This window comes from Streptomyces sp. NPDC093065 (genome assembly GCF_044754585.1).
Classification (GTDB): Bacteria; Actinomycetota; Actinomycetes; order Streptomycetales; family Streptomycetaceae; genus Streptomyces.
The window spans coordinates 169094-191377 of record NZ_JBIVPJ010000011.1; the positions used below are offsets into that span (position 1 = coordinate 169094).

22 protein-coding genes and 1 riboswitch are annotated in these 22284 nt (G+C 72.7%); of the genes, 14 read left to right on the top strand and 8 right to left on the bottom strand.

Annotated features, from left to right (window positions below):
* Positions 1-14: 14 nt before the first annotated feature.
* Positions 15-467: an Lrp/AsnC family transcriptional regulator gene (locus tag ACIQFU_RS20765; RefSeq protein ID WP_402553336.1), complete on the top strand. Its 453-nt coding sequence runs from the start codon at positions 15-17 to the stop codon at positions 465-467.
* 148 nt (positions 468-615) lie between these two features.
* Positions 616-1854 (top strand): MFS transporter, encoded by a 1239-nt coding sequence (locus tag ACIQFU_RS20770; protein ID WP_402553338.1) that lies wholly within the window; start codon positions 616-618, stop codon positions 1852-1854.
* Here ACIQFU_RS20770 and ACIQFU_RS20775 read toward each other — a convergent pair.
* Positions 1802-2359, bottom strand: coding sequence for a Repetin (locus ACIQFU_RS20775; protein WP_402553340.1), 558 nt, complete (start codon positions 2357-2359; stop codon positions 1802-1804). The genes ACIQFU_RS20770 and ACIQFU_RS20775 overlap by 53 nt on opposite strands.
* Before the next feature lie 311 nt (positions 2360-2670).
* On the opposite strand from ACIQFU_RS20775, the gene ACIQFU_RS20780 reads away from it, so the two are divergent.
* Complete coding sequence (locus tag ACIQFU_RS20780) at positions 2671-3459, top strand: carbon-nitrogen hydrolase family protein (protein WP_402553341.1); 789 nt, start codon at positions 2671-2673, stop codon at positions 3457-3459.
* 56 nt (positions 3460-3515) lie between these two features.
* On the top strand, positions 3516-5213 hold the full coding sequence (locus tag ACIQFU_RS20785) for a flavin monoamine oxidase family protein (protein WP_402553343.1): 1698 nt from the start codon (positions 3516-3518) through the stop codon (positions 5211-5213).
* A gap of 26 nt (positions 5214-5239) precedes the next feature.
* Here the strand turns inward: ACIQFU_RS20785 and ACIQFU_RS20790 are convergent, their stop codons facing one another.
* Positions 5240-6172 (bottom strand): LLM class F420-dependent oxidoreductase, encoded by a 933-nt coding sequence (locus ACIQFU_RS20790; protein ID WP_402553344.1) that lies wholly within the window; start codon positions 6170-6172, stop codon positions 5240-5242.
* 153 nt (positions 6173-6325) lie between these two features.
* Entirely contained in the window at positions 6326-7021 is a 696-nt protein-coding gene (locus tag ACIQFU_RS20795; RefSeq protein ID WP_402553346.1) for a DUF5995 family protein, read from the bottom strand.
* Positions 7022-7194: 173 nt separating this feature from the next.
* Here ACIQFU_RS20795 and ACIQFU_RS20800 point away from each other — a divergent pair, with 173 nt between their 5' ends.
* On the top strand, positions 7195-8328 hold the full coding sequence (locus ACIQFU_RS20800) for a glycoside hydrolase family 6 protein (RefSeq protein WP_402553446.1): 1134 nt from the start codon (positions 7195-7197) through the stop codon (positions 8326-8328).
* Here the strand turns inward: ACIQFU_RS20800 and ACIQFU_RS20805 are convergent.
* Complete coding sequence (locus tag ACIQFU_RS20805) at positions 8310-9728, bottom strand: uracil-xanthine permease family protein (protein ID WP_402553348.1); 1419 nt, start codon at positions 9726-9728, stop codon at positions 8310-8312. The two genes, ACIQFU_RS20800 and ACIQFU_RS20805, sit on opposite strands and share 19 nt — an antisense overlap.
* A 170-nt stretch (positions 9729-9898) precedes the next feature.
* On the opposite strand from ACIQFU_RS20805, the gene ACIQFU_RS20810 reads away from it, so the two are divergent.
* The gene (locus ACIQFU_RS20810; protein ID WP_402553350.1) at positions 9899-10357 is read left to right on the top strand and encodes an acyl-CoA thioesterase; all 459 of its coding nucleotides are present in this window, start codon (positions 9899-9901) and stop codon (positions 10355-10357) included.
* Here ACIQFU_RS20810 and ACIQFU_RS20815 read toward each other — a convergent pair.
* A complete protein-coding gene (locus ACIQFU_RS20815) occupies positions 10317-11528 on the bottom strand; it encodes an MFS transporter (protein ID WP_402553352.1) in 1212 nt (403 codons plus the stop codon). The genes ACIQFU_RS20810 and ACIQFU_RS20815 overlap by 41 nt on opposite strands.
* Positions 11529-11658: 130 nt before the next feature.
* On the opposite strand from ACIQFU_RS20815, the gene ACIQFU_RS20820 reads away from it, so the two are divergent.
* Positions 11659-12858 carry an ROK family transcriptional regulator gene (locus ACIQFU_RS20820; RefSeq protein WP_402553354.1) on the top strand — a complete coding sequence of 400 codons (1200 nt, stop codon included), beginning with the start codon at positions 11659-11661 and terminating at the stop codon, positions 12856-12858.
* A gap of 296 nt (positions 12859-13154) precedes the next feature.
* Here the strand turns inward: ACIQFU_RS20820 and ACIQFU_RS20825 are convergent, their stop codons facing one another.
* From ACIQFU_RS20825 to ACIQFU_RS20835, 3 genes are all read right to left on the bottom strand, one after another.
* Positions 13155-13589 carry a hypothetical protein gene (locus ACIQFU_RS20825; RefSeq protein ID WP_402553355.1) on the bottom strand — a complete coding sequence of 145 codons (435 nt, stop codon included), beginning with the start codon at positions 13587-13589 and terminating at the stop codon, positions 13155-13157.
* Positions 13586-14350 carry an SDR family oxidoreductase gene (locus tag ACIQFU_RS20830; RefSeq protein WP_402553356.1) on the bottom strand — a complete coding sequence of 255 codons (765 nt, stop codon included), beginning with the start codon at positions 14348-14350 and terminating at the stop codon, positions 13586-13588. The genes ACIQFU_RS20825 and ACIQFU_RS20830 overlap by 4 nt, the downstream gene beginning before the upstream one ends.
* Positions 14351-14619: 269 nt before the next feature.
* Entirely contained in the window at positions 14620-16989 is a 2370-nt protein-coding gene (locus ACIQFU_RS20835; RefSeq protein ID WP_402553358.1) for a chitinase C-terminal domain-containing protein, read from the bottom strand.
* 215 nt (positions 16990-17204) lie between these two features.
* Positions 17205-17335, top strand: a riboswitch (FMN riboswitch).
* A gap of 154 nt (positions 17336-17489) precedes the next feature.
* On the opposite strand from ACIQFU_RS20835, the gene ACIQFU_RS20840 reads away from it, so the two are divergent.
* From ACIQFU_RS20840 to ACIQFU_RS20870, 7 genes are read left to right on the top strand one after another with little or no spacing between them, the layout of a single operon-like run.
* On the top strand, positions 17490-18092 hold the full coding sequence (locus tag ACIQFU_RS20840; RefSeq protein WP_402553360.1) for a riboflavin synthase: 603 nt from the start codon (positions 17490-17492) through the stop codon (positions 18090-18092).
* Positions 18089-18733: a nicotinamide riboside transporter PnuC gene (locus tag ACIQFU_RS20845; RefSeq protein WP_402553361.1), complete on the top strand. Its 645-nt coding sequence runs from the start codon at positions 18089-18091 to the stop codon at positions 18731-18733. Before ACIQFU_RS20840 ends, ACIQFU_RS20845 begins: the two co-directional genes overlap by 4 nt.
* A complete protein-coding gene (locus ACIQFU_RS20850) occupies positions 18730-20019 on the top strand; it encodes a bifunctional 3,4-dihydroxy-2-butanone-4-phosphate synthase/GTP cyclohydrolase II (RefSeq protein WP_402553363.1) in 1290 nt (429 codons plus the stop codon). Before ACIQFU_RS20845 ends, ACIQFU_RS20850 begins: the two co-directional genes overlap by 4 nt.
* 20 nt (positions 20020-20039) lie before the next feature.
* Positions 20040-20525 (top strand): 6,7-dimethyl-8-ribityllumazine synthase, encoded by a 486-nt coding sequence (gene ribH / locus ACIQFU_RS20855; RefSeq protein ID WP_391906085.1) that lies wholly within the window; start codon positions 20040-20042, stop codon positions 20523-20525.
* A 33-nt stretch (positions 20526-20558) separates the two neighbouring features.
* A complete protein-coding gene (locus tag ACIQFU_RS20860) occupies positions 20559-20831 on the top strand; it encodes a phosphoribosyl-ATP diphosphatase (RefSeq protein WP_007447430.1) in 273 nt (90 codons plus the stop codon).
* 50 nt (positions 20832-20881) lie between these two features.
* Positions 20882-21766, top strand: a complete 885-nt coding sequence (gene hisG, locus ACIQFU_RS20865; protein ID WP_402553365.1) for an ATP phosphoribosyltransferase — start codon at positions 20882-20884, stop codon at positions 21764-21766.
* A 38-nt stretch (positions 21767-21804) separates the two neighbouring features.
* Positions 21805-22275: a PH domain-containing protein gene (locus ACIQFU_RS20870; RefSeq protein WP_402553367.1), complete on the top strand. Its 471-nt coding sequence runs from the start codon at positions 21805-21807 to the stop codon at positions 22273-22275.
* Positions 22276-22284: the final 9 nt, after the last annotated feature.

Consider the following 22284-nt stretch of genomic DNA (forward strand, 5'->3'; position numbering starts at 1 on the left):
GTGAACGACCCGCAGTGCTGAACGATCTCGACGAACGCATCGTGCACGCCCTCGCCGAGGACGCCCGCCGCTCCTACGCGGACATCGGGCAGTCGGTCGGCCTGTCCGCGCCCGCCGTGAAACGGCGCGTGGACCGGCTGCGCGCCAGCGGAGCCATCACCGGCTTCACCGTACGGGTCGACCCCGCCGCGCTCAGCTGGGAGACCGAGGGGTTCGTCGAGATCTTCTGCCGCCGCAACACCTCGCCGGAGACCATCCAGCGGGGCCTGGAGCGCTACCAGGAGGTCGTGGCCGCGTCCACCGTCACCGGGGACGCGGACGCGGTCGCCCAGGTCTTCGCCTCCGACATGCGGCACTTCGAGCGGGTCCTGGAACGCATCGCCGGGGAGCCGTTCGTGGAGCGCACCAAGTCCGTGCTGGTGCTCTCCCCGCTGCTGCGGCGCTTCTCGTCGGGCTCGCCCACGTAATCCGGTGGGCGGGGCGCCGGGTGCCGTCTAGCATCGCTGTCATGACCCGGCGACATTGATCCACCCGCGCCACCCGTAGCGCCTCCTCCCGAGGGCCGCCCCGGACGCCGTACCTCCGGTGTCCGATCCGCCCCCTCGGGAAGGCCTCATGACGCTCTCCACCCCGTCCGGGCGTGCCCACGCCCCCGCTGGTACCCGCCGGCTCGTGCGCACGCTGTACGCCTCCGCGTTCTGCGACGAGTTCGTCCTGCTGTACCCGGTGTACGCGCTGCTGTTCAGCGACACCGGTCTGTCCGTCTGGCAGACGGCCTCGCTGTTCGCCCTGTGGTCGCTGACCGGCGTACTGCTCGAGGTGCCCTCCGGCGCCTGGGCCGACGCCGTATCCCGTCGGCTGCTGCTGATCCTCGGGCCGCTGCTCACCGCCGCCGGCTTCGCCCTGTGGGTGCTGCTGCCCTCCTACGGTGCCTTCGCGCTCGGCTTCGTGCTGTGGGGTGCGGGCGGCGCGCTCGGCTCGGGCGCGCTGGAGGCGCTGGTCTACGACGAACTGGACCGCGCCGGTGCGGCCGACCGGTACGCCCGCGTCATGGGCCGGGCCCGAGCCGTCGGCATCGCCGCGACCATGTGCGCCATGGGCCTGGCCGGTCCGGTCTTCGCCCGGGGCGGCTACGGCGCGGTGGGCGCGGCGAGCGTGCTGGCCTGTCTCGCCGGTGCGGTGGTCGCCACCCGGTTCCCCGAGCACCGAACCCCCTCCGGCGGCGGCGAACGCTGGTCCGCGACCCTGCGCGCGGGACTCGCCGACGCCCGCGCCGACCGGTCCGTGCGCGGCGCCCTGCTGCTCGTACCGGCCGTGACCGCGGTGTGGGGAGCCCTCGACGAGTACACACCGCTGCTGGCGCGCGACACCGGCGTCGCGCCCGAGACCGTGCCCTGGCTGCTGCTGGTGATCTGGGCCGGCGCCACGGCCGGCAGCCTGCTGGCCGGTACCGCCGAACGCCTGTCCGGCAACGGGTTCGCCGCCCTGCTCACCGGTTCCGCACTCGCCCTGGCCGCGGGCGCTCTGGCCGGCACACCGGCCGCCCTGGCCCTGGTGGCGCTCGCCTTCGGCGGGTTCCAGCTGGCGACCGTGCTGGCCGACGCCCGCCTCCAGCAGCGCGTCGACGACACCGGGCGGGCCACCCTGACCTCGGTCGCGGGTCTCGGATCCGAGCTGGGCAACCTCGCCACCTACGGCGCCTACGCGGCGGCGGCCACGGCGTGGGGCCACGGCACCGCGTTCGCGCTGTCCGCGGTGCCGTACCTCGTGACGGCGCCGGTGCTGGCCGGCGCCGCCCGAACTACAGCCGCGGCTGCCAGGGCACGACGTCGAAGTCGCCGGTCCCCTTCCTGACCTTCTCGAAGGGCGCCGACCCCACGCAGCGGGGCAGCTCCCCGCCCTCCGCGGGGCTGCCCGTCGCCGCCCAGCTGTAGCCGAGGCGATCGTGCCGGCCCAGGTCGTGGACGGTGACGCCGACCCGCTTCCCTACCGCTCCGGGCAGGTCGGAGTCGGTGATGACGCCGGAGACGACGGCCACGTCGCCGCCGGTCAGGAGGCAGTCCACCTCGGCCTCGGCCCGCGCCCCCGCACCGTTCAGGTAGTGGCTGAACGCGAAGGTCCCGGTCGCCCTGAGGGGGTCCTCGTTGTCCTCGGCCGCCAGATGGGCGTCGAAGGTGAAGGTGATGTCGTCCCCGGCCGACCGGTACAGCTTGGCCGTGCCGGTCAGCGCGGCGGCCTCCCTCGGCGGCGGACCGTCGTGCGGGCCCCCGTGGGGACCGTCGGCGACGGCCGCGCCCGAGGTGGCGGCGGTGAGCAGCAGGGCGGCGCAGAGCGTGGCGGTCGCGGTACGGCGTTTCATGGCGGGTCGTCTCCCAGGGATGCGAAACCGGTGAACCGAACGGTCACCACTGTTCCGGCGCCGTGCCCGCGCCGCATCGGGCCCGGGGCCGGTGCCGTCTCCGCCGTGCGGCGGGGAGGGACGGGGCCGGTCTGCTTCCCGGGGAGGACGGGGGCGCCCACCGGGCCGCGCAACGAATCGCCGAGGCGTGCCGGGCGCACGCAACGATCCGCTCACCGGCGCGCAACGGGTCCGTCTTGTCCGGCCGAGTCCGCCGACCGTACCGTCTATCTGGCCCCCCGAACCCCCCCTCCGACCGGTGAGGATCACGCATGCGCACCGCCCTGCTCCAGAGCTCCGGCCGCCCCGGTTCCGTCGCAGAGAACCTCAAGGTCCTCGACGAGGCCGCGGGCCGCGCCGCCGCCGCGGGCGCCGCGCTGCTCGTCACCTCCGAGCTGTTCCTGACCGGCTACGCCGTCGGCGACGGCATCGGCGTCCTCGCGGAGCCCGCCGACGGCGACTCGGCCGACGCCGTCGCGGAGATCGCCGGGCGCCACGGCCTGGCCGTCGCGTACGGCTACCCCGAGCGGGACGGCGAGCGCGTCTTCAACTCCGTGCAGCTCGTCGCCGCGGACGGCACCCGGCTCGCCGGCTACCGCAAGACCCACCTCTTCGGCTGCTTCGAGCGCGACCACTTCACGCCGGGCGAGCAGCCCGTCGTCCAGGCCGAGCTGAACGGCCTCACCGTCGGCCTGATGATCTGCTACGACGTGGAGTTCCCGGAGAACGTCCGCGCCCACGCCCTGGCCGGCACCGACCTGCTGCTGGTCCCGACCGCGCAGATGCACCCCTTCCAGTTCGTCGCCGAGTCCGTCGTGCCGGTGCGGGCCTTCGAGAACCAGATGTACGTCGCGTACGTCAACCGCGTCGGCCGGGAGGGCGAGTTCGAGTTCGTCGGCCTGTCCGTCCTCGCGGGGCCCGACGGCGTCGCCCGCGCCAGGGCCGGGCGCGTCGAGGAGCTGGTCCTGGCCGACGCCGACCCGGCCTTCCTTACCGCGTCCCGCGAGGCCAACCCGTACCTGGAGGACCGGCGCCCCGGGCTCTACGGCGCCCTCGCCTGAGCCCGGACCCCGCGCCCCGCCCCCCTCGTTCCACCCGTGCAAGGAGTCCGTACCCCATGACGTCCACCGTGCCCAACGCGATCGAGCACGCAGACGAGCAGCAGCCGCCGATCACCATGTTCGGGCCGGACTTCCCGTACGCGTACGACGACTTCCTCGCCCACCCCGCCGGACTCGGCCAGATACCCGCCACCGAGCACGGCAGCGAGGTCGCCGTGATCGGCGGCGGACTGTCCGGCATCGTGGCCGCCTACGAGCTGATGAAGATGGGCCTGAAGCCCGTCGTCTACGAGGCCGACCGGATCGGCGGCCGCCTGCGCACCGTCGGCTTCGACGGCTGCGACCCCTCGCTGACCGCCGAGATGGGGGCGATGCGCTTCCCGCCGTCCTCCACCGCCCTGCAGCACTACATCGACCTGGTGGGCCTCACGACCCGGGCGTTCCCCAACCCGCTCGCCGAGGCGACCCCCTCGACCGTCGTCGACCTCAAGGGCGAGTCGCACTACGCCGAGACCCTCGACGACCTGCCGCAGGTCTACCGGGACGTGGCCGACGCCTGGGCGAAGTGCCTTGAGGAGGGGGCCGACTTCACCGACATGAACCGCGCCCTGCGCGAGCGCGACGTCCCCCGCATCCGCGAGATCTGGGCGAAGCTGGTCGAGAAGCTCGACAACCAGACCTTCTACGGCTTCCTGTGCGACTCCGAGGCCTTCAAGTCCTTCCGGCACCGCGAGATCTTCGGCCAGGTCGGCTTCGGCACCGGCGGCTGGGACACCGACTTCCCCAACTCCATCCTGGAGATCCTCCGCGTCGTCTACACCGAGGCCGACGACCACCACCGCGGCATCGTCGGCGGCTCCCAGCAGCTTCCGCTCAGGCTCTGGGAACGCGAGCCGGAGAAGATCGTCCACTGGCCGTACGGCACCTCGCTGAAGTCCCTGCACGCGGACGGCGAACCCCGCCCGGCGGTGACCCGGCTGAACCGCACCGCCGGCAACCGCATCACCGTGACCGACGCCGACGGCGACATCCGCACCTACCGGGCGGCGGTCTTCACCGCCCAGTCCTGGATGCTGCTCTCGAAGATCGCCTGCGACGACTCGCTCTTCCCGATCGACCACTGGACCGCGATCGAGCGGACCCACTACATGGAGAGCTCCAAGCTCTTCGTGCCCGTCGACCGGCCGTTCTGGCTGGACAAGGACGAGCACACGGGCCGGGACGCGATGTCGATGACGCTGACCGACCGGATGACGCGCGGCACCTACCTCCTCGACGACGGCCCGGACAAGCCCGCCGTCATCTGCCTCTCCTACACCTGGTGCGACGACAGCCTGAAGTGGCTGCCGCTGTCCGCGAACGAGCGGATGGAGGTCATGCTGAAGTCACTCGGCGAGATCTACCCGAAGGTCGACATCAGGAAGCACGTCATCGGCAACCCGGTGACGGTCTCCTGGGAGAACGAGCCCTACTTCATGGGCGCGTTCAAGGCCAACCTGCCCGGCCACTACCGCTACCAGCGGCGCCTGTTCACCCACTTCATGCAGGAGGCGCTGCCGGAGGACAAGCGGGGCATCTTCCTGGCCGGCGACGACATCTCCTGGACGGCCGGCTGGGCCGAGGGAGCCGTCCAGACCGCGCTGAACGCGGTCTGGGGTGTCATGCACCACTTCGGCGGCGAGACCGACGCGACCAATCCCGGCCCCGGCGACCTGTACGAGGAGATCGCGCCGGTGGAACTTCCGGAGGACTAGGGGTTCTCGGCGCGGGGCGAAGGGGCCTAGACACCGGCCGTCCTCGCCTTCTCGTACACCTGGGCGGCGACGTCCTTGAGTTCCTCCGCGTCGCGTGTGGTGCTCTGCACGTCGATGAGGATCACGTCGAATCCGATCTCGGCGTGCGCGGCCAGGTCCTCCACGATCTGGTCGACGCCGCCCTGGAAGGGGCGGCGGTCGGCCCCCTCGTAGTTCGCCGCGCTGTAGCGGGTGTTGACCCGCAGCACCGTCCGGATGGGCTTGGTGCGGCCCCGCTCGGCGGCCAGGTCCCGCAGCCGCCGCCACTGCTCGGCGACGGTCTCGGCACCGATGCCGGTAGGCAGCCAGCCGTCGGCGTGGTCGACCAGGCGGCGCCGGGCCCGGCCGCTGTCGCCCGCCGCCAGCAGGACCGGGATGGGCCGGGCCGGCTTGGGGCCGACCACGGCGGACGCGATCTTCGTGACCTCGCCGTCGTACACCACCGGGTCCGGGCCCCACACCGCGCGGCACACCCCCATCAGCTCGTCCAGGGCGGCACCGCGCTCGGCGAACGGCCTGACGGACGCCGCCGCGTACTCGTCGTGGGACCAGCCGGTGCCGAAGCCCGCCAGCACCCGGCCGCCGCTCGCCGCGTCCAGCGAGGCCAGCGTCTTGGCCAGCTGGAAGGGGACGTGCAGCGGGGCGACCAGCACGCTCGTGCCCAGCCGGGCCCGTTCGGTGACCGCGGCGGCGAGGGCGAGGGTGACCAGCGGCTCCGCCACGCTCCGGTACGTGTCCGGCCAGGGCAGGCCCTCGATGCCGTACAGCCCCTGGGTGGCGGGCTCGGGGAACAGGGCGCGCTCGAAGACCCACAGGCTCTCGTAGCCCATCCGTTCCGCCGCGCGCGCCACGTCGGGGACGTCCTTGCCGATGTCGTACTGCCGCATCTGGGGGAGGCCGAGTCCGAGCCGGGTCGTCATGCCGGGGTGCTCCTTCGCAGTCGGGTGCGATGTTGCCCGTGGTCCCCACCGGGTCGACCGTGTTCCCAACGGGTTGCCCGTGGTTCCCAACGGCTTCAACGTACAGCGATCGCACGGGGGTTCCGGGAGCGCGCGCCGCGCGCACCGGCCCGGTCAGTCCGGCAGCGGGGTGAGCAGCATGCGGCCCGCGAAGCCCACCGCGGCGTCCAGCCGGTCGGTGAACTCCCCGGCGACGTCCGGCAGCCTGCGCAGGGCCCACAGCGCGCGGGCCGCGGCCCAGGTGGCCTCACGGGCGCGCTCCAGGCTCCAGGCGCCGAGGAGATGGGTCAGCGGGTCGGCGATCTGCAGGAGGTCGGGACCCGGCATCAGCTCGTCGCGGACGCGCTCCTCCAGCGAGACGAGGAGATCGCCCACGCGGTCGAACTCGTCCTCCAGGTCGACGGGTTCGCAGCCGAGCGTACGACAGGTGTCCACCACGGCCAGCGCCAGATCGTGGCCGATGTGCGCGTTGATGCCCGCCAGCGCGAACTGCAGCGGCCGTACCCCGGGATGGCGGCGGAACTGGAACAGGGGGCGCCAGCAGGCGGGCGGACGGCGGTCCTCCTCCGCCGCGTCCACGGCGGCCAGATAGCGCTCCGCGAACCGCACGTCCAGCGCCGTCGCGGCCCCGGCGTCCGCGAACCGGCCGCCGTCGATGTGCCGGTCCACCGCCTCCGTGACGGCCAGGTAGACGCGGTTGAACACCGCCAGACCGTCCCGGGCCGGCAGCGCCGTGTCGAGGGCACGCATTCGCAGCAGGACGGTGTCCACCGTCAAGGCGGCCGTCGGGACTTGCTCGCAGTGCGCCATGGCGGCAGCGTCGCAGCTTTAGGCTGACGGCAGTGCCGGCGGGCCCGAGGCTTCCCCAGAACGAGGGAACGCGCCCGCCGCGCGGGGGAGGGGGACCGCACGTGTCAGGCCTTCGTGCCCGGCGTCTGGCCGCTCGCAGGACGCGGCGCAGGCGTGCCGCCGGCCGCGGCGCGATGGTCGCTGCGGCGTCCGTCGTCGTCGCGGTGGGCACCGCGACCGGCGTGCTCACCGCCCTCGGCGACGAGGACGGCGGCGGCGCCGACGCCGCCCGCCCGCAGGTGACCCACCTGGTACGGCCGGACACCCCGCCGGCCGCGCCGCCCGCGTCCCCGTCCCCGTCGGCGGCGCCGTCGCGCTCCCCGTCGCCGTCCCCGGCCACCGGGAAGCCGGCCCCCGCCCCTTCGCCGGGGCGGACCTCGGAGAAGGAGAAGCCCCCGCCCGCCGCCACCCGCCTCTACCGGCACCCCGACTCCCAGGTCCTCGACTGGGTCAGGGCCCACCCCGGCGACCCGCGCCAGGACGTCATCGCGTCGCGGATCGCCGACCGCCCGGCGGCGGTCTGGTTCGCCGACCACACCCCGGCCACCATCACGGCGAGGGTCCGCGAGGTCACCTCGGCCGGCGCCGCCCAGGGCCGGGTGCCGGTGCTCGTGCCGTACGCGATACCCGACCGCGACTGCGGCGGCCACTCCGAGGGCGGCGCGCCCGACCTGGACGCCTACGACGCCTGGATCGACCGGTTCGCCGCCGGGCTCGGCTCCGGCGAGGTGATCGTCGTGCTGGAGCCCGACTCGGTCGCCCAGTCCGAGTGCCTGTCCGCCGGTGAGCGCGCCGACCGCTTCGCCTCCCTCGCCCGGGCGGGCCGGGTGCTGAAGGACGCCGATCCCCGCGCCCGGGTCTACTACGACGCGGGCCACTCCGGCTGGCACGCGCCCGCCAAGCAGGCGGGCTGGCTCAAGCAGGCCGGCGCCGCCTCGGCCGCCTCCTCCGACGGCGTCTTCAGCAATGTCTCCAACTTCCACGCGACCGCCGACGAGATCGCCTACGACCGCGCCGTTCTCGACGCCCTCGGCGGTCCGGCAGGCCTCGGCGCCGTCATCGACACCAGCCGCAACGGCAACGGCGCCCCGCCCGACGGCGAGTGGTGCGACCCGGCCGGCCGAAGGATCGGCCGCGCCCCGACCCTGAGCACCGGGATGGGGCGCGTCGACGCCTACCTGTGGGTCAAGCTGCCCGGGGAGTCGGACGGGTGCAAGGGCGAGCCGGGCACGTTCACCCCCTCGTACGCCTACGACTTGGCGCGCTGAGTCCCGTCGCCGCCGTCCCCGCCCCCGGTCTTCGCGTCGTACGACGACGTGCCCTCGTCCAGCAGCGGCTGCTGCGTCTTGAGGTGGGCCGGGGCGAAGGCGCGCAGCGCGTGGTAGCCGGTGATGACGACCAGGGTGCCGAGCGCGATGCCGCTGAGCGAGAAGGTGTCGGTGAACTCCATGCTGACGTTGCCGACGCCGATGATGATGCCCGCTGCGGCCGGCACCAGGTTCAGCGGATTGCGCATGTCCACCTTGGCGTTGATCCAGATCTGGGCGCCGAGCAGGCCGATCATGCCGTAGAGGATGACGGTGATGCCGCCGAGCACGCCGCCCGGAATAGCGGCCACGACCGCGCCGAACTTCGGGCAGAGGCCGAAGAGCAGCGCGAAGCCCGCCGCGGCCCAGTAGGCGGCCGTCGAGTAGACCCGGGTCGCGGCCATCACGCCGATGTTCTCGGAGTACGTGGTGTTGGGCGGGCCGCCGACCGCGGTGGAGAGCACCGAGCCGATGCCGTCGGCCGAGATCGCCGTGCCGAGCCTGTCGTCGAGGTTGTCGCCGGTCATCTCGCCGACCGCCTTGACGTGCCCCGCGTTCTCGGCGATCAGCGCGATGACGACGGGGAGGGCGACCAGGATCGCCGACCATTCGAAGCTCGGCCCGTGGAAGGAGGGCAGCCCGATCCAGTCGGCCCGGCCGACGGCGGAGAAGTCCAGCCGCCAGTGGTCGGTGAGCTTGCCGCTGCCGTCCACCGAGTGGATCTTCCCGAAGGTCCGGTCGAGGGCCCAGGACAGGACGTATCCGAAGACCAGCCCCAGGAAGATCGCGATACGGGACCAGAAGCCGCGCAGGCACACCACGGCCAGACCGGTGAAGAGCATCACCAGCAGCGCCGTCCACTGGTCCTGCGGCCAGTAGGTGGAGGCGGTGACCGGGGCCAGGTTGAAGCCGATCAGCATCACGACCGCGCCGGTGACGACCGGCGGCATCGCGGCGTGGATGATCCGCGCCCCGAACCGCTGCACGGCGAGCCCCACCAGGAACAGCGCGACGCCGACGACGAGGACCGCGCCGGTCACCGTGGCGCTGGTGCCGCCCTGCGCCCGGATCACCGCGGCGACGCCTACGAAGGAGAGCGAGCAGCCGAGGTAGCTGGGCACCCGGCCGCGGGTGGCGAGCAGGAAGATGACGGTCGCCACGCCCGACATCATGATCGCGAGGTTGGGGTCGAGGCCCATCAGGACCGGAGCCACGAAGGACGCCCCGAACATGGCCACCACGTGCTGGGCGCCGAGCCCGGCAGTGCGGGGCCACGAGAGCCGTTCGTCGGGGCGGACCACCGCTCCGGGGGCGGGCACCTTGCCGTCCCCGTGCAGTTTCCAGCGCACTCCGAGGTCCATGGTGAGGTTTCGCTTTCTCTGTACGTGAGGACTGTCCGGACCATTGTCGGGGGTGCCCGGCCGTGCGGTTGACCTGCACCCCTTCCTCAAGGAGTGTGCTGAGCGGTCGCTTAGGATGAGGGGGAACCGCCCTGCCCGGGCACAGTCGAGCACGACCAGGAGCCCCGCCCGTGACCGCCGAAGCCCCCACCGTGCCCGCCCTGTCCCACGGCCGGCTCGTCCCCGTCACCGTCCACTTCGACGACCTGGACGCGCTCGGGCTGCTGCACAACGCCCGCTACCCCGTGATGGTCGAGCGGGCCTGGACCGAGCTGTGGGCCGGGCACGGCTTCCGGTTCGAGGGCGACTGGGAGGCGGCCGGCGACGCCTGCAACGCGGTCAGGGAACTGACCATCGGCTACGAGGCGCCGGTCACCCGGCCGGGCGTGTACGCCGTCCACCTGTGGCTCGACCGGCTGGGCACCACCGGGCTGACCTACGGCTTCCGGTTCTGCTCGGCGGACGGCGCCACCACCTACGCCCGCGGCACCCGGGTGCTGGTCCGGCTGGACTCCCGGACGCTGCGCCCGGCGCCGTGGAGCGAGGCGTTCAGGACTGCCGGCCGGGCACTCCTGCGGCCGGCGGACTGATCGTCGGGCGGTTCCGGTCCCCGGCCCGCAGCACCCGCGCGAACACCACGAGGCAGCAGGCCAGCACGGTCACCAGACCGAACGACACCACCAGGCTGGTCGCCTGGGCGAGACCGCCGATCGCGCCCGGCGCGACCAGACCCGAGGTGTACGTGATGGTGGCGACGCCCGCGATGGCCAGGCTCGGGTTGGAGCCGGCCCGGCCGGCCGCGGCGAAGCACAGCGGGACGACCACGGCGATGCCGAGGCCCATCAGCGCGAAGCCGGTCATCGCCACCGCCGGGTGGCCGCCGACCACGACCAGCAGCCCGCCGAGGGTGGCGAGCACGCCGCTCACCCGGACGGTGCGCACCGCGCCGAACCGGTCCACCACCTTGTCGCCGACGAGCCGGGTCAGCGCCATGGTCAGCGTGAAGCCCGTCGTGCACGCCGCCGCCAGACCGGCCGAGGTCTCCAGCTCGTCCCGCAGGTAGACCGCCGACCAGTCCAGGCTCGCGCCCTCGGCGAACACCGCGCAGAAGCCGACCGCGCCGATCAGCAGCGCCGACCTGGGCGGCAGCGCGAACCGCGGCGGCGGGTCCTCGTCCTCGGCGGGCTGCAGGTCCAGCACCCAGGTGCAGGCCACCAGGCCCGTCACGGTCAGCACCGCGGCGGCCAGGACGTGGTGCGTCCGGGCGTCGGTGCCCAGGTGGGCGGCGAGCGTGCCGGCCGCCGAACCGATCAGCGCGCCCGCGCTCCACATGCCGTGCAGCCCGGACATGATCGACTTGTCGAGACGGTTCTCGATCTCCACGCCCAGGGCGTTCATCGCCACGTCCGACATGCCCGCCGTGCCGCCGTAGACGAACAGGGCCAGGCACAGGGTGAGCAGGTTCGGGGCGAGCGAGGGCAGGACCAGGGCCAGCGTCCACAGCGCCAGCAGACCGCGCAGGGCCACACGGGCGCCGAAGCGGTGGGTGACGCGCCCGGCCAGCGGCATGGCGAGGGAGGCGCCGAGCGCGGGGAAGGCGAGCGCGAGCCCCAACTGGCCCGCGCTCACGGCGGCGTGGTCCTGGATCCACGGCACACGGGTCGCGAAGGAGCCGGTGACGGCGCCGTGCACGGCGAACACGGCCGCCACCGTGTACCGGGCGTGTTTCACCTCGCGTCGCCCGTAGGTCCCTGTGCTCATGGTCCACCCCTCCGTGTCCTCGGTGCGCGGCGGTGCGGCAGCGCGCGGCGTAAACTATCAGGGAGCCTGCCTGATAGATAGTGGATTACCGGCGTGCGCTCCCGCGCCACCGATCTGGAAGGATCCCGGCATGCCCGCATCCCCGAGCACCGCCCGGGCCATCAACGACCGGCTCGCCCTCCATCTGCTCCAGCAGGAGGGCCCGTTGACGGCAGGGCAGCTGAAGCAGTTGACCGGCCTGTCCCGGCCCACCGTCGCCGACCTCGTCGAACGCCTCACCGCCTCCGGGCTGATCGAGGTGGCGGGGGAGTCCGGGGAGCAGCGCCGCGGGCCCAACGCCAAGCTGTACGGCATCGTCGCCGAACGGGCCCACCTCGCCGCCCTCGACGTGCGCACCGAGGGCGTCGCCGTGCTCGTCTCCGACCTGCTCGGCCGGGTCCTCGCCGAGGCCTCGGTGCCCATCGACGACCACTCCGGCACGGGACCCGCGGTGGAGCAGGCGGTGAACCTGGTCGAGCGTGCGGTGAAGGAGGCCGGCGCCGACCGGCTGCACACCGTCGGCATCGGCGCGCCCGGCCTGATCGACCCCGGTGGCGGCGAACTGCGCGACTCCACCGGGCTGCCCGAGTGGCACCGCCGGCTGATGGCCGCGCTCCAGGAGAAGTTCCCCGAGGCACGGGTCGGCGTCGAGAACGAGACCAACCTCGCCGCCCTGGCCGAGCAGCGCGACGGCGCCGCCCGCGACCGCGACACCTTCGTCCTGCTCTGGCTCGGCCTCGGGATCGGCGCGGCCGTCGTCCTGGACGGCACCCTGCGCCGGGGCGTCTCCGGGGGCGCCGGCGAGATCGGCTTCATGCCGGTGCCGGGCACCTCGGGCCTGCCCTCCGCCACCGACTGCGACGGCGGCTTCCACTCCGTGGCGGGGGCCGCGGCGGTGACCGCCCTGGCGGCGGAGCACGGCGTGACGGCACCGGCCACCGGTCCCGAACCGCACGCCGCCACCCTGGTCCGGGAGGCGGTACGCCGGGCCGCGTCCGGCAAGGACCCGGCCGCCGACCGGTTCCTCGACGCGCTCGCCGACCGCGTCGTCCTCGGTGCCGCCGCCGTCGTCTCCGTCCTCGACCCCGGCTGCCTGGTCCTCGCCGGCGAGATCGGCCGGGCCGGTGCCGATGCCCTCGCCGACCGCGTCCAGCACCGCCTCGGCCGGATGTCCCCGCTGGCCACGGAGGTACGGCCCAGCACCCTGGGTGGCGGCGCGGTACTGCGCGGCGCCCTGCTGACCGCCCGCGACCGTGCGCAGGACGACCTCTTCGCACCGCCGGAGCGGTAGCCTGCGGCGCTTCGACGGGTGCTCGACCGCGCCCGGACACGGCCGCCCCCGACCGGGGACGGGAGACGCCCAGGGCAGGGACATCCGCCGGCCGGGCCCCGCCTGGGAACACGCGTGACCGGAGCAGCCCGCCGAGGCTCCCCGCCTTGGCGGCTCGCGGGTACCCGGCCGGCCCGTGCGCGCTGCCCGAGCGGAGGCCTGTGCCGCGCCCCCGGGCCGGGACTGCCCCCGGGTGGCCGTGTCGTCCCCGGGGTCACGCGCCACACCCGCCCGCGCGGCCCTGTGGCGGGCTTCTCTCAGGGAGCGGGCCGTCGTTCCGTGGGCTCCGGCTCCCCGAACGCCGAACCGTCCGCCGCCAGCCACACCAGTACCGCCGGGAGCAGTACCGCTGCCCCCAGCAGGGCCATGAACCCCGCGGCGCTCGCCGCCGGCAAGGGCTTCAGGTGCCGGGCGTGGAACAGGAGGTGGGCGACGGAGGAGACCAGGTAGGCCACCAGGGACGTGAGCACCAGGCGGCGTTCCATCGTGGCCACCGCCGCGCACAGCACCACGGCGAGGGCGAGGCTCGCCCCGCCGAAGTCCCGGAGCAGATGCTCGTTGTAGGGCGGCAGGTGCGAGACCCAGGGCCACTTCCAGAACAGCCCGGGCAGCAGCAGGACCCACAGCCCCAGCAGCGCCTGGCCGCCCGCGAGCACTCCCAGCCCCGCCCGCAGCCACGCCCGTCTGCTCATCCGCGCCGCCCGCCCTCCCCGCCGCCGAACCGCACCGCCAGGTACTCCTCGAACGTCCCCTCGCCGACCGCGTGGTCCGGCGCGAGGTGCCCGCCCTCGCGGAACGCGCGGTAAGTCTTCCCCGCGAGCGGCAGGTTCACCACGGCCCGACGGCGTCCCGTCGCGCCCAGGTAGGCGCGGGCCAGCGACGCGAAGGTGCGCACCTCGGGGCCGCCCATGTCCGGCACCCGCCCGGCGGGCGCGCCCTGGGCCAGTTCGGCGAGCCGGTCCGCGACCTCCGCCACCTCCACCGGCTGGTCGGAGGCGTGTGCGGGCAGCACCACGACCGGCAGCTTGGCCAGGGTCTGGAGCACCTGCACCACCAGGTCGTGGAACTGGGTCGCCCGCAGCACCGTCCAGCCGAGGCCCGACTCCTCAACCAGCTTCTCGACGGCGAGCTTGGTGCGGTAGTAGCCGAGTGGCACCCGGTCGACGCCGACGATCGAGATGTAGACCAGGTGTGCCACCCCGGCCCGTCGCGCAGCCGCGATCAGGTTCGCGGCCGACTGTTCGTCGCCGCCGCGCTGCGTGGTCGCACAGTGCACGACCGTGTCGACGCCCGCGAGCGCCGTGTCCAGGCCCCCGCCGCCCTCGCGCAGGTCGACGGCGTACGGCTCGCTGTGCCGGCTGAGCACCCGCACCTCGTGCCCGTCGGCGCGCAGCCGTTCGGTGACGAGCCGGCCGAGTGTGCCGGTGCCGCCGGTCACCAGGATCGTGGTCATGCTGTTCAGCCCCTGTCGGACGTGGGGACTCCCGGGTGGAGCACCTGTCGTCAGCTGGGACCGCGCGGCACCCTCGGATTGTGACAACGCCGGGGCGGAAATCTCACCGCCGGGCCGGCTGATGCCCTGCGAAGCCCAGTGTGTCCGGGTTCGTCACGGCGTGCAGCCGGCGAGTCCGGACACCTTGCCGGGGCCCGGCAGCGTGCGTTGGGGGAACCCGGCGGCGGGCAAGGGCCTTCGTCACCGCCGCCGGGTCCGTTCGGGTGGGGTCAGCAGGCGCCGAGGTCCTGCCAGACACCCCATTCACCGGTGGTTCCGGGCTCCTCGCCCTTCGTCCACCACTTGGACTTCCACGTGTGCCCCTGGTGGGAGACGCTGGTGCCACCGCCGTACGACGAGGCCGTGTCCCAGGCCGGTGCGGTGCACTGCCCGGTGCCGCCCGTCGGGCTGGGGCTCGGCTCCGGGGACTCGGGATCCGTGGGCGTCGGGGTCGGGGTCTGGGGACCCGGGTCCACCACGGTCGTGCCCCGGGCGAGGTCGCCGGCCAGGGCGTACGCCTTGCCGCCGATCGTCACCGTCCAGTTCGACGGGGTCGACACGGGCAGGTAGTAGTTGAAGGACAGGTCGACGCTCGCGCCCGGCGCCAGCGACTGCCACGCCGGCAGCTTCAGCGACACCCGGTGGAAGTCACCCTTCAGACCGCCCGCGTTGCCGCCCGTGTGGTCGCTGCTGATGACCTTGGTGCCGAAACCGGACTGGTCGGAGGCGTTGCCCGGGGCCGAGGTCCCGTAGTCGAACTGGAACTCCGTGCCGCCCGGCAGCGCGGACTCCGTGTTGTTCGTGATCCGCAGCTTGGGCGTGATCGGGTAGTTGGAGTCGCCCAGCTTGAAGTCGGTGAACTCCACGTCCACGTTCACCGCCTCCGTCGGCAGGTCCGCGTTGGACTTCTTCGCGCCGTACGGAGCGGCCGACTTGAACGTGTCGTACATCAGCGAGGTGAGGGTGTCGCCCATCTCGTACTGGCCCTTGGCGGCGTTCCAGCCGTAGTCGCCGGCCAGCTCCCAGACCATCGCGCCGCCGATGCCGCGGTCCACCACGTAGTCGGCCTTGGCCCCGACCGACTGCTCGTCCTCCGTGGAGAGGAAGACCTTCTTCTCGGCGTTCCACAGCCAGGGGGCGACCAGCGTGGAGTCGTACTTGCGGGCGTACGTGCCCGTCAGCTCCGTGTCCGCCGGGAAGCCGTAGTCGGTGACGTAGTCGCCGACGATGCCCTTCTCCAGGTTCTTGGCGTGCCACATCGGATTGGAGCCCGCCGGGGACTCCTCGCCGTCGGTGTCGAGGTCGTGCCAGAGGTTGTCGATGCCGACGGCGCCGTCACCGCACTTGGTCAGGCCGGAGCCCGCCGGGCAGGAGGAGGCGGACGCCTTGCCCCACAGACCGTCGGTCCCGCCCTGCACGTTCTTGTGGCCGCGGGTGTAGTACGGCAGGCCGATGTTGATGCGGCCGGCCGGCATGGAGCCGCGGAAGTAGTGGTAGGCCCAGTCGGTGTTGAGGTAGCCGAGGCCGCCGTACTGGGCGCTGCCGTAGACGTTGGCGGCGGCCAGCTCGGCGTCCTTGCCGTCGTCGAAGAGCGAGGCGTTCGGGCCGACGTACTCGTTCCAGGCGCCGTGCAGGTCGTACGACATGATGTTGACGTAGTCCAGGTACTTCTGGACCTGGAAGGTCTCCATGCCGCGCAGCAGGTACCCGGAGGACGGCGCGGCCACGGAGAGGAGGTAGTGCCTGCCGTCCGCGGCGCCCGCGCGGTCCAGCTTCTCGCGCATCGACTTCATCAGCGCCGCGTAGCCCTCGACCAGCCCGGCCCGGCGGGCGTTGGCCAAGGACCAGTCGAGCGGGTTGCCCGCGTCCTTCATCGTGGTCGGGTACTCGTAGTCGATGTCGACGCCGTTGAAGCCGTACTTCCTGATGAAGTCGACCGCCGAGTCGGCGAAGGTGTCGATGCCGGCCCGGTTGACCGAGCCGTCGGCGTTGGTGGCCATGGAGTAGAAGCCGCCGGAGTCCACGCGCGAGCCGTCGTCCGCGAAGTAGCCGCCCGTCTCGGCCCAGCCGCCCACCGAGATCATCGTCTTGACGTCCGGGTGCTGCTTCTTGAACTTGCCCAGCAGGTTGAAGTGGCCCTTGTAGGGGAGGTCCGGGTCCATCTCGGCACCCTCGACCCCGGGCCAGGTCATCCCGGTCGCCGCGTTCTTTTCGCCGTCCGGACCGACGGAGAGCCTGTTGCCGCCGTCGACGTGCGCGAAGGCGTAGTTGATGTGGGTGATCTTGTCCCACGGGATGTCCGAGGCCAGGTAGGCCGGCCTGCCGTCCTTGCCCGTGCGCCAGCCGGTGAAGTAGCCGATCACCCGGCGCGGGTGGTCGGCACCCATCTTCTCCCTGCCGTCCGCGTCGTAGACCGAGCAGTAGGGGACGTCGACGCCGGGGGTCTGGTAGAGACCGTCGGGCCGACAGGACTCCTGGGCGGCGGCCTGCGACGCGGTCGCCGGGAGGCCGGCCAGCAGCAGGCCCGCGACGGCGGCGGCCGCCGCGAACAGGGCCGGCCCCGCTCTGTGGCGGGATCTGGAGCGTGACGGGGAAGGCACAGTCGGTTCCTCTCCACGGAAGTTGCGCAGACCCTAGAGAGGACTAGACCAGTGAGTCAATAGGTATGGACCAATCTCAACGTCCCTGGTCCGCGGCCGGGTTGGAGCGGCGCGACGCGGCGGAGTCCCGACGGAGGAGCGCTCTGTGATCCACTCCACACGCTCCGTCCGTATGGACGGTCGCCGGGCGTGGCACACTGGCCCTGTACCAGAAGCAGCGCACTCCGGGGTCGGTGAAAGTCCGAACCGGCGGTTACAGTCCGCGACCCGGTCGCCTCCAGCGGCCGGTTGACCAGGTGAAATTCCTGGACCGACGGTTAAAGTCCGGATGGGAGGCAGTGCGCGGCGGGCGAGCACACGTGCGAGCCGCCGATCTCTGGGGCGCGTCCGTCATGGACGGGCCCCGTCCGGCGTCGTCGTTCCCGCGTTCCCGTCCGTCCCTTCTGTCGTTCGTCGACAGCCCCGGAGTCCGTGCCCGAAGAGGCAGGAGGACCCGGGAAGTGTTCACCGGAATCGTCGAAGAGCTGGGCGAGATCACCGCCGTCGAGACCCTCGACGACGCCTGTCGCTTCCGTCTGCGCGGCCCCGCGGTCACCGAAGGAGCCCGGCACGGCGACTCCATCGCCGTCAACGGCGTCTGCCTCACGGTCGTCGACCACGAGGGCGACGAGTTCACCGCCGACGTGATGGCCGAGACCCTGAACCGCTCCAGCCTCGGCGTCCTCGCCGTCGGCTCCCGGGTCAACCTGGAGCGCCCCACCGCCGTCGGCGCCCGGCTCGGCGGCCACATCGTGCAGGGCCACGTCGACGGCACCGGCGAGATCCTGGAACGCAAGCCCTCCGAGCACTGGGAGCTCGTCAGGATCTCCCTGCCCGCCGACCTCGCCCGCTACGTCGTGGAGAAGGGCTCCATCACCGTCGACGGCATCAGCCTCACCGTCGTCGACGCGGGCCCCGACTTCTTCACCGTCAGCCTCATCCCCACCACCCTCGCGCTGACCACGCTGGGCATCAAGCAGCCCGGCGACCCGGTCAACCTCGAGGTCGACGTCATCGCGAAGTACGTCGAGCGGCTCCTCGGCACGCAGGGGGGCGCCCGGTGAACTGGCTCAACTCCGAGGCGTTCACGCTCTTCGACCAGCACATCAAGTGGTCGGACATGATCGGCAACGTGATCGGTCTGCTCGGCCTCGCCCTCGGCTGGCGGCGCTCGATCTGGACCTGGCCCGTGCAGTTCGTCTCCGGGCTCGTCCTCTTCGCGGCCTTCGCCACCGCCCACCTCTCCGGCAGCGCCGGCAAGCAGATCGTCGTCATGGCCGTCGCCGCCTGGGGCTTTCGGCAGTGGAACCGCGGCTCGCGGCAGACCCAGGACGGCTCCGTCGCCGTACGGTTCGCCACCTGGCGCGAACGCGGTGCCCTGGCCGCCGCGGCCGCCGTCGGCACCCTCGCGGTGGGCGCCGTCTTCACCGCCTACCCGACCCTGTCCTGGGACCCCTGGCCGGACGCGTACATCTTCGTCGGCACCGTCGTCGCCATGTACGCCCAGGCCCGCGGCATGGTCGAGTTCTGGTTCGCCTGGCTGCTGGTCGACCTCGTCGGCGTCCCGCTGAACTTCGCCAACGGCTTCGCCTTCTCCGGCTTCGTCTACGTCCTCTACGGCGCGCTCGTCCTGTGGGGCCTGCGCGACTGGTGGCTGCGCTCGCGCAACGCCGCCCGGCCCATCCCGGAAGGAGCGCCCGCATGAGCACGGCACCCATCCTCTACAGTCCCGACGGCGTCGACGACCTCTCCCTCGACCCGGTCGAGCAGGCCGTCGCCGACATCGCCGCCGGCCGCCCGGTGGTCGTCGTCGACGACGAGAACCGCGAGAACGAGGGCGACCTCGTCGTCGCCGCCGAGAAGGCGACCGAGGAGATCGTCGCCTTCATGATGAGCGAGTGCCGCGGCCTGATCTGCGCCCCCATGGAGGGCGAGGAACTGGACCGGCTCCGGCTCCCGCAGATGGTCGACGACAACACCGAGTCCATGAAGACGGCCTTCACCGTCTCCGTGGACGCCACCGCCGCGCACGGCGTCAGCACCGGCATCTCCGCCTCCGACCGCGCCACCACTCTCCAACTCCTCGCGAGCGGCACCGCCGAGCCCACCGACCTGGTCCGCCCCGGGCACGTCTTCCCGCTGCGCGCCCGGCCCGGCGGCGTGCTCGTCCGCAACGGCCACACCGAGGCCGCCGTGGACCTCGCCCGCCTCGCGGGCCTGCGCCCGGCCGGCGCCATCGTGGAGATCGCCGGCGAGGACGGGCGCATGCTGCGGCTGCCCGAGCTGATCCCCTTCGCCCGCAAGCACGGCCTGACGATCATCTCCATCGAGGACCTCATCGCCCACCGGCGCAGCGAGGAGCCCACCGTCCGCCGCGAGGCCGAGGTCCGACTCCCCACCGCTCACGGCGAGTTCACGGCGTACGGCTACCGCTCCACGGTCGACGGCGTCGAGCACATCGCCCTCGTCCACGGCGACCTCGGCGACGGCGAGGACGTCCTGGTCCGCGTCCACTCCGAGTGCCTCACCGGCGACGTCTTCGGCTCCCAGCGCTGCGACTGCGGCCCTCAGCTCGACGCCTCCCTGGACCGCATCCAGGCCGAGGGCCGGGGCGTCGTGGTCTACCTGCGCGGCCACGAGGGACGCGGCATCGGCCTGATGTCCAAGCTGCGCGCCTACGAACTCCAGGAGCGCGGCCGCGACACCCTCGACGCCAATCTCGAACTCGGCCTGCCCGCCGACGCCCGCGACTACGGCGCCGGTGCCCAGATCCTCGCGGACCTCGGCGTGCGCGCCGTCCGCCTGATGACCAACAACCCGGACAAGAGCGACGCCCTGGAACGGCACGGCATCGCGGTCACGCGCCGCGAACCGATGCCCGTCCAGGCCGGGGAGCACAACCTCCGCTACCTGCGCACCAAGCGGGACCGGATGGGACACGACCTGCCCTGGCTGGACACGACCCCCGTGTCCACCTGCGGCAACCAGTAAGAAGCGATACGAGGAGACACGTGAGCGGCAAGGGTGCACCGGAACTGTCCGTACGCAACGTCGGGGACCTCAGGGTCGCCGTGATCGCGTCGCAGTGGCACGACAAGGTGATGGACGGACTGGTGGACGGCGCCCTGCGCGCCCTGCACGAGCTGGGGATCGACGAGCCGACCCTGCTCAGGGTCCCCGGCAGCTTCGAGCTCCCGGTGGTCGCCAAGGTCCTCGCGGGCCGCGGCTACGACGCGATCGTCGCCCTCGGCGTCGTCATCCGAGGCGGCACCCCCCACTTCGACTACGTGTGCCAGGGCGTGACCCAGGGCCTGGTCCAGGTCTCCGTCGAGACCGGCGTCCCCGTCGGCTTCGGTGTCCTCACCTGCGACACCGAGGAGCAGGCCCTGGACCGGGCCGGCATCGAGGGCTCCAACGAGGACAAGGGGCACGAGGCCGTGACCGCGGCCGTCGCCACGGCGGCCACGCTCCGCTCAGTATCCGAACCGTGGCGCTAGGCCCGTCGGGGCACGCGTAAAGTGGGGGCCATCATGTCCAAGAAGACGTTCGAGGAGCTGTTCACCGAGCTCCAGCACAAGGCAGCCAACGGCGATCCCGCCACCTCCCGCACCGCCGAACTGGTCGACAAGGGCGTCCACGCCATCGGCAAGAAGGTCGTCGAGGAGGCCGCGGAGGTCTGGATGGCCGCCGAGCACGAGGGCAAGGACGCGGCGGCCGAGGAGATCTCCCAGCTGCTGTACCACGTCCAGGTCATGATGGTCGCCCGCGGCATCTCCCTGGACGACGTCTACGCCCACCTGTAGAGCCCCGCTCTCCTCCTTCACCACCCCTTCACGCAAAGGAAGCCGACCTCATGCTGCGCATCGCCGTCCCCAACAAGGGTTCCCTGTCAGGCCCCGCGGGGGAGATGCTGCATGAGGCCGGCTACCAGCAGCGCCGCGAGTCCAAGGAACTGCGGATCGTCGACCCGACCAACGAGGTCGAGTTCTTCTACCTCCGCCCCCGCGACATCGCGATCTACGTCTCCTCCGGCAAGCTCGACATCGGCATCACCGGCCGCGACCTGCTGGTCGACTCCGGCGCCCACGCCGAGGAGATCCTCCCGCTGGGCTTCGCCCGCTCCACCTTCCGCTTCGCCGGCAAGCCCGGCACGGCGCACGGCATCGACGACCTCAAGGGCCGCACCGTCGCCACCTCCTACGAGGGCATCGTCGCCGCCCACCTGGCCGACCGGGGCGTCGACGCCTCCGTCGTCCACCTGGACGGCGCCGTCGAGACCGCCATCGAACTGGGTGTCGCCGAGGTCATCGCGGACGTCGTGGAGACCGGCACCTCCCTGCGCAACGCGGGCCTGGAAGTGTTCGGCGAGCCCATCATGAAGTCCGAGGCCATCGTGATCCTCCCCCAGACTTCGTCCGGGGGTGCCCCCAGCTCGGACGCGGAGCCCGACGAGACCACCGAGCCCAAGGTCCAGCAGTTCCTGCGCCGCCTCCAGGGCGTCCTGGTGGCCCGCACGTACGTGATGATGGACTACGACTGCCGGGTGGAGCAGCTGGAGAAGGCCGTCGCACTCACCCCCGGCCTGGAGTCCCCGACCGTCTCCCCGCTGCACAACGAGGGCTGGGTCGCCGTCCGCGCGATGGTCCCCGCCAAGGAGGCCCAGCGGATCATGGACGACCTGTACGAGATCGGCGCCCGGGCCATCCTGACGACGGCCATCCACGCCTGCCGCCTCTGACCGGCCCACCGCCTCGGAGTACCACCCGGAGCCACGCCATGCCCGACACCACGCCGGACGATCCGCCGGCCCTGCCCGTCACCTTCCGTCCGGGGCGCACCCGTGCCGTCCTGATCGTCCTCGCGGTCGTGACCTTCGCGACCGTCACTGCGCTCGGGATGCTGCTGGGCGGCCTGGGCCCCGGAGAGCGCGGCAGCTTCGTCCTGACGGCCCTCCTCCTGGCCGGCGTGCTGCTCCTGCTGGCCCGGCCCAAGGTCGTCGCCGACGACAGCGGCGTCACCGTGGTCAACCTGACCGCCAGGCGGCACCTGGCGTGGCCCGAGATCCTCCGGGTCAACCTCCGCCACGGCGACCCCTGGGTCTTCCTCGACCTCAGCGACGGCACCAGCCTGCCCGCGCTCGGCATCCAGCCGGGCATCGCCAGGCAGCGTGCCCTCGCCGACGCACGCGCCCTGCGCGACCTCGTGGAGGCCCGTTCCGGTGCCCTCCCCGAGGCCCCGCGTGACTGACGCAGCGCC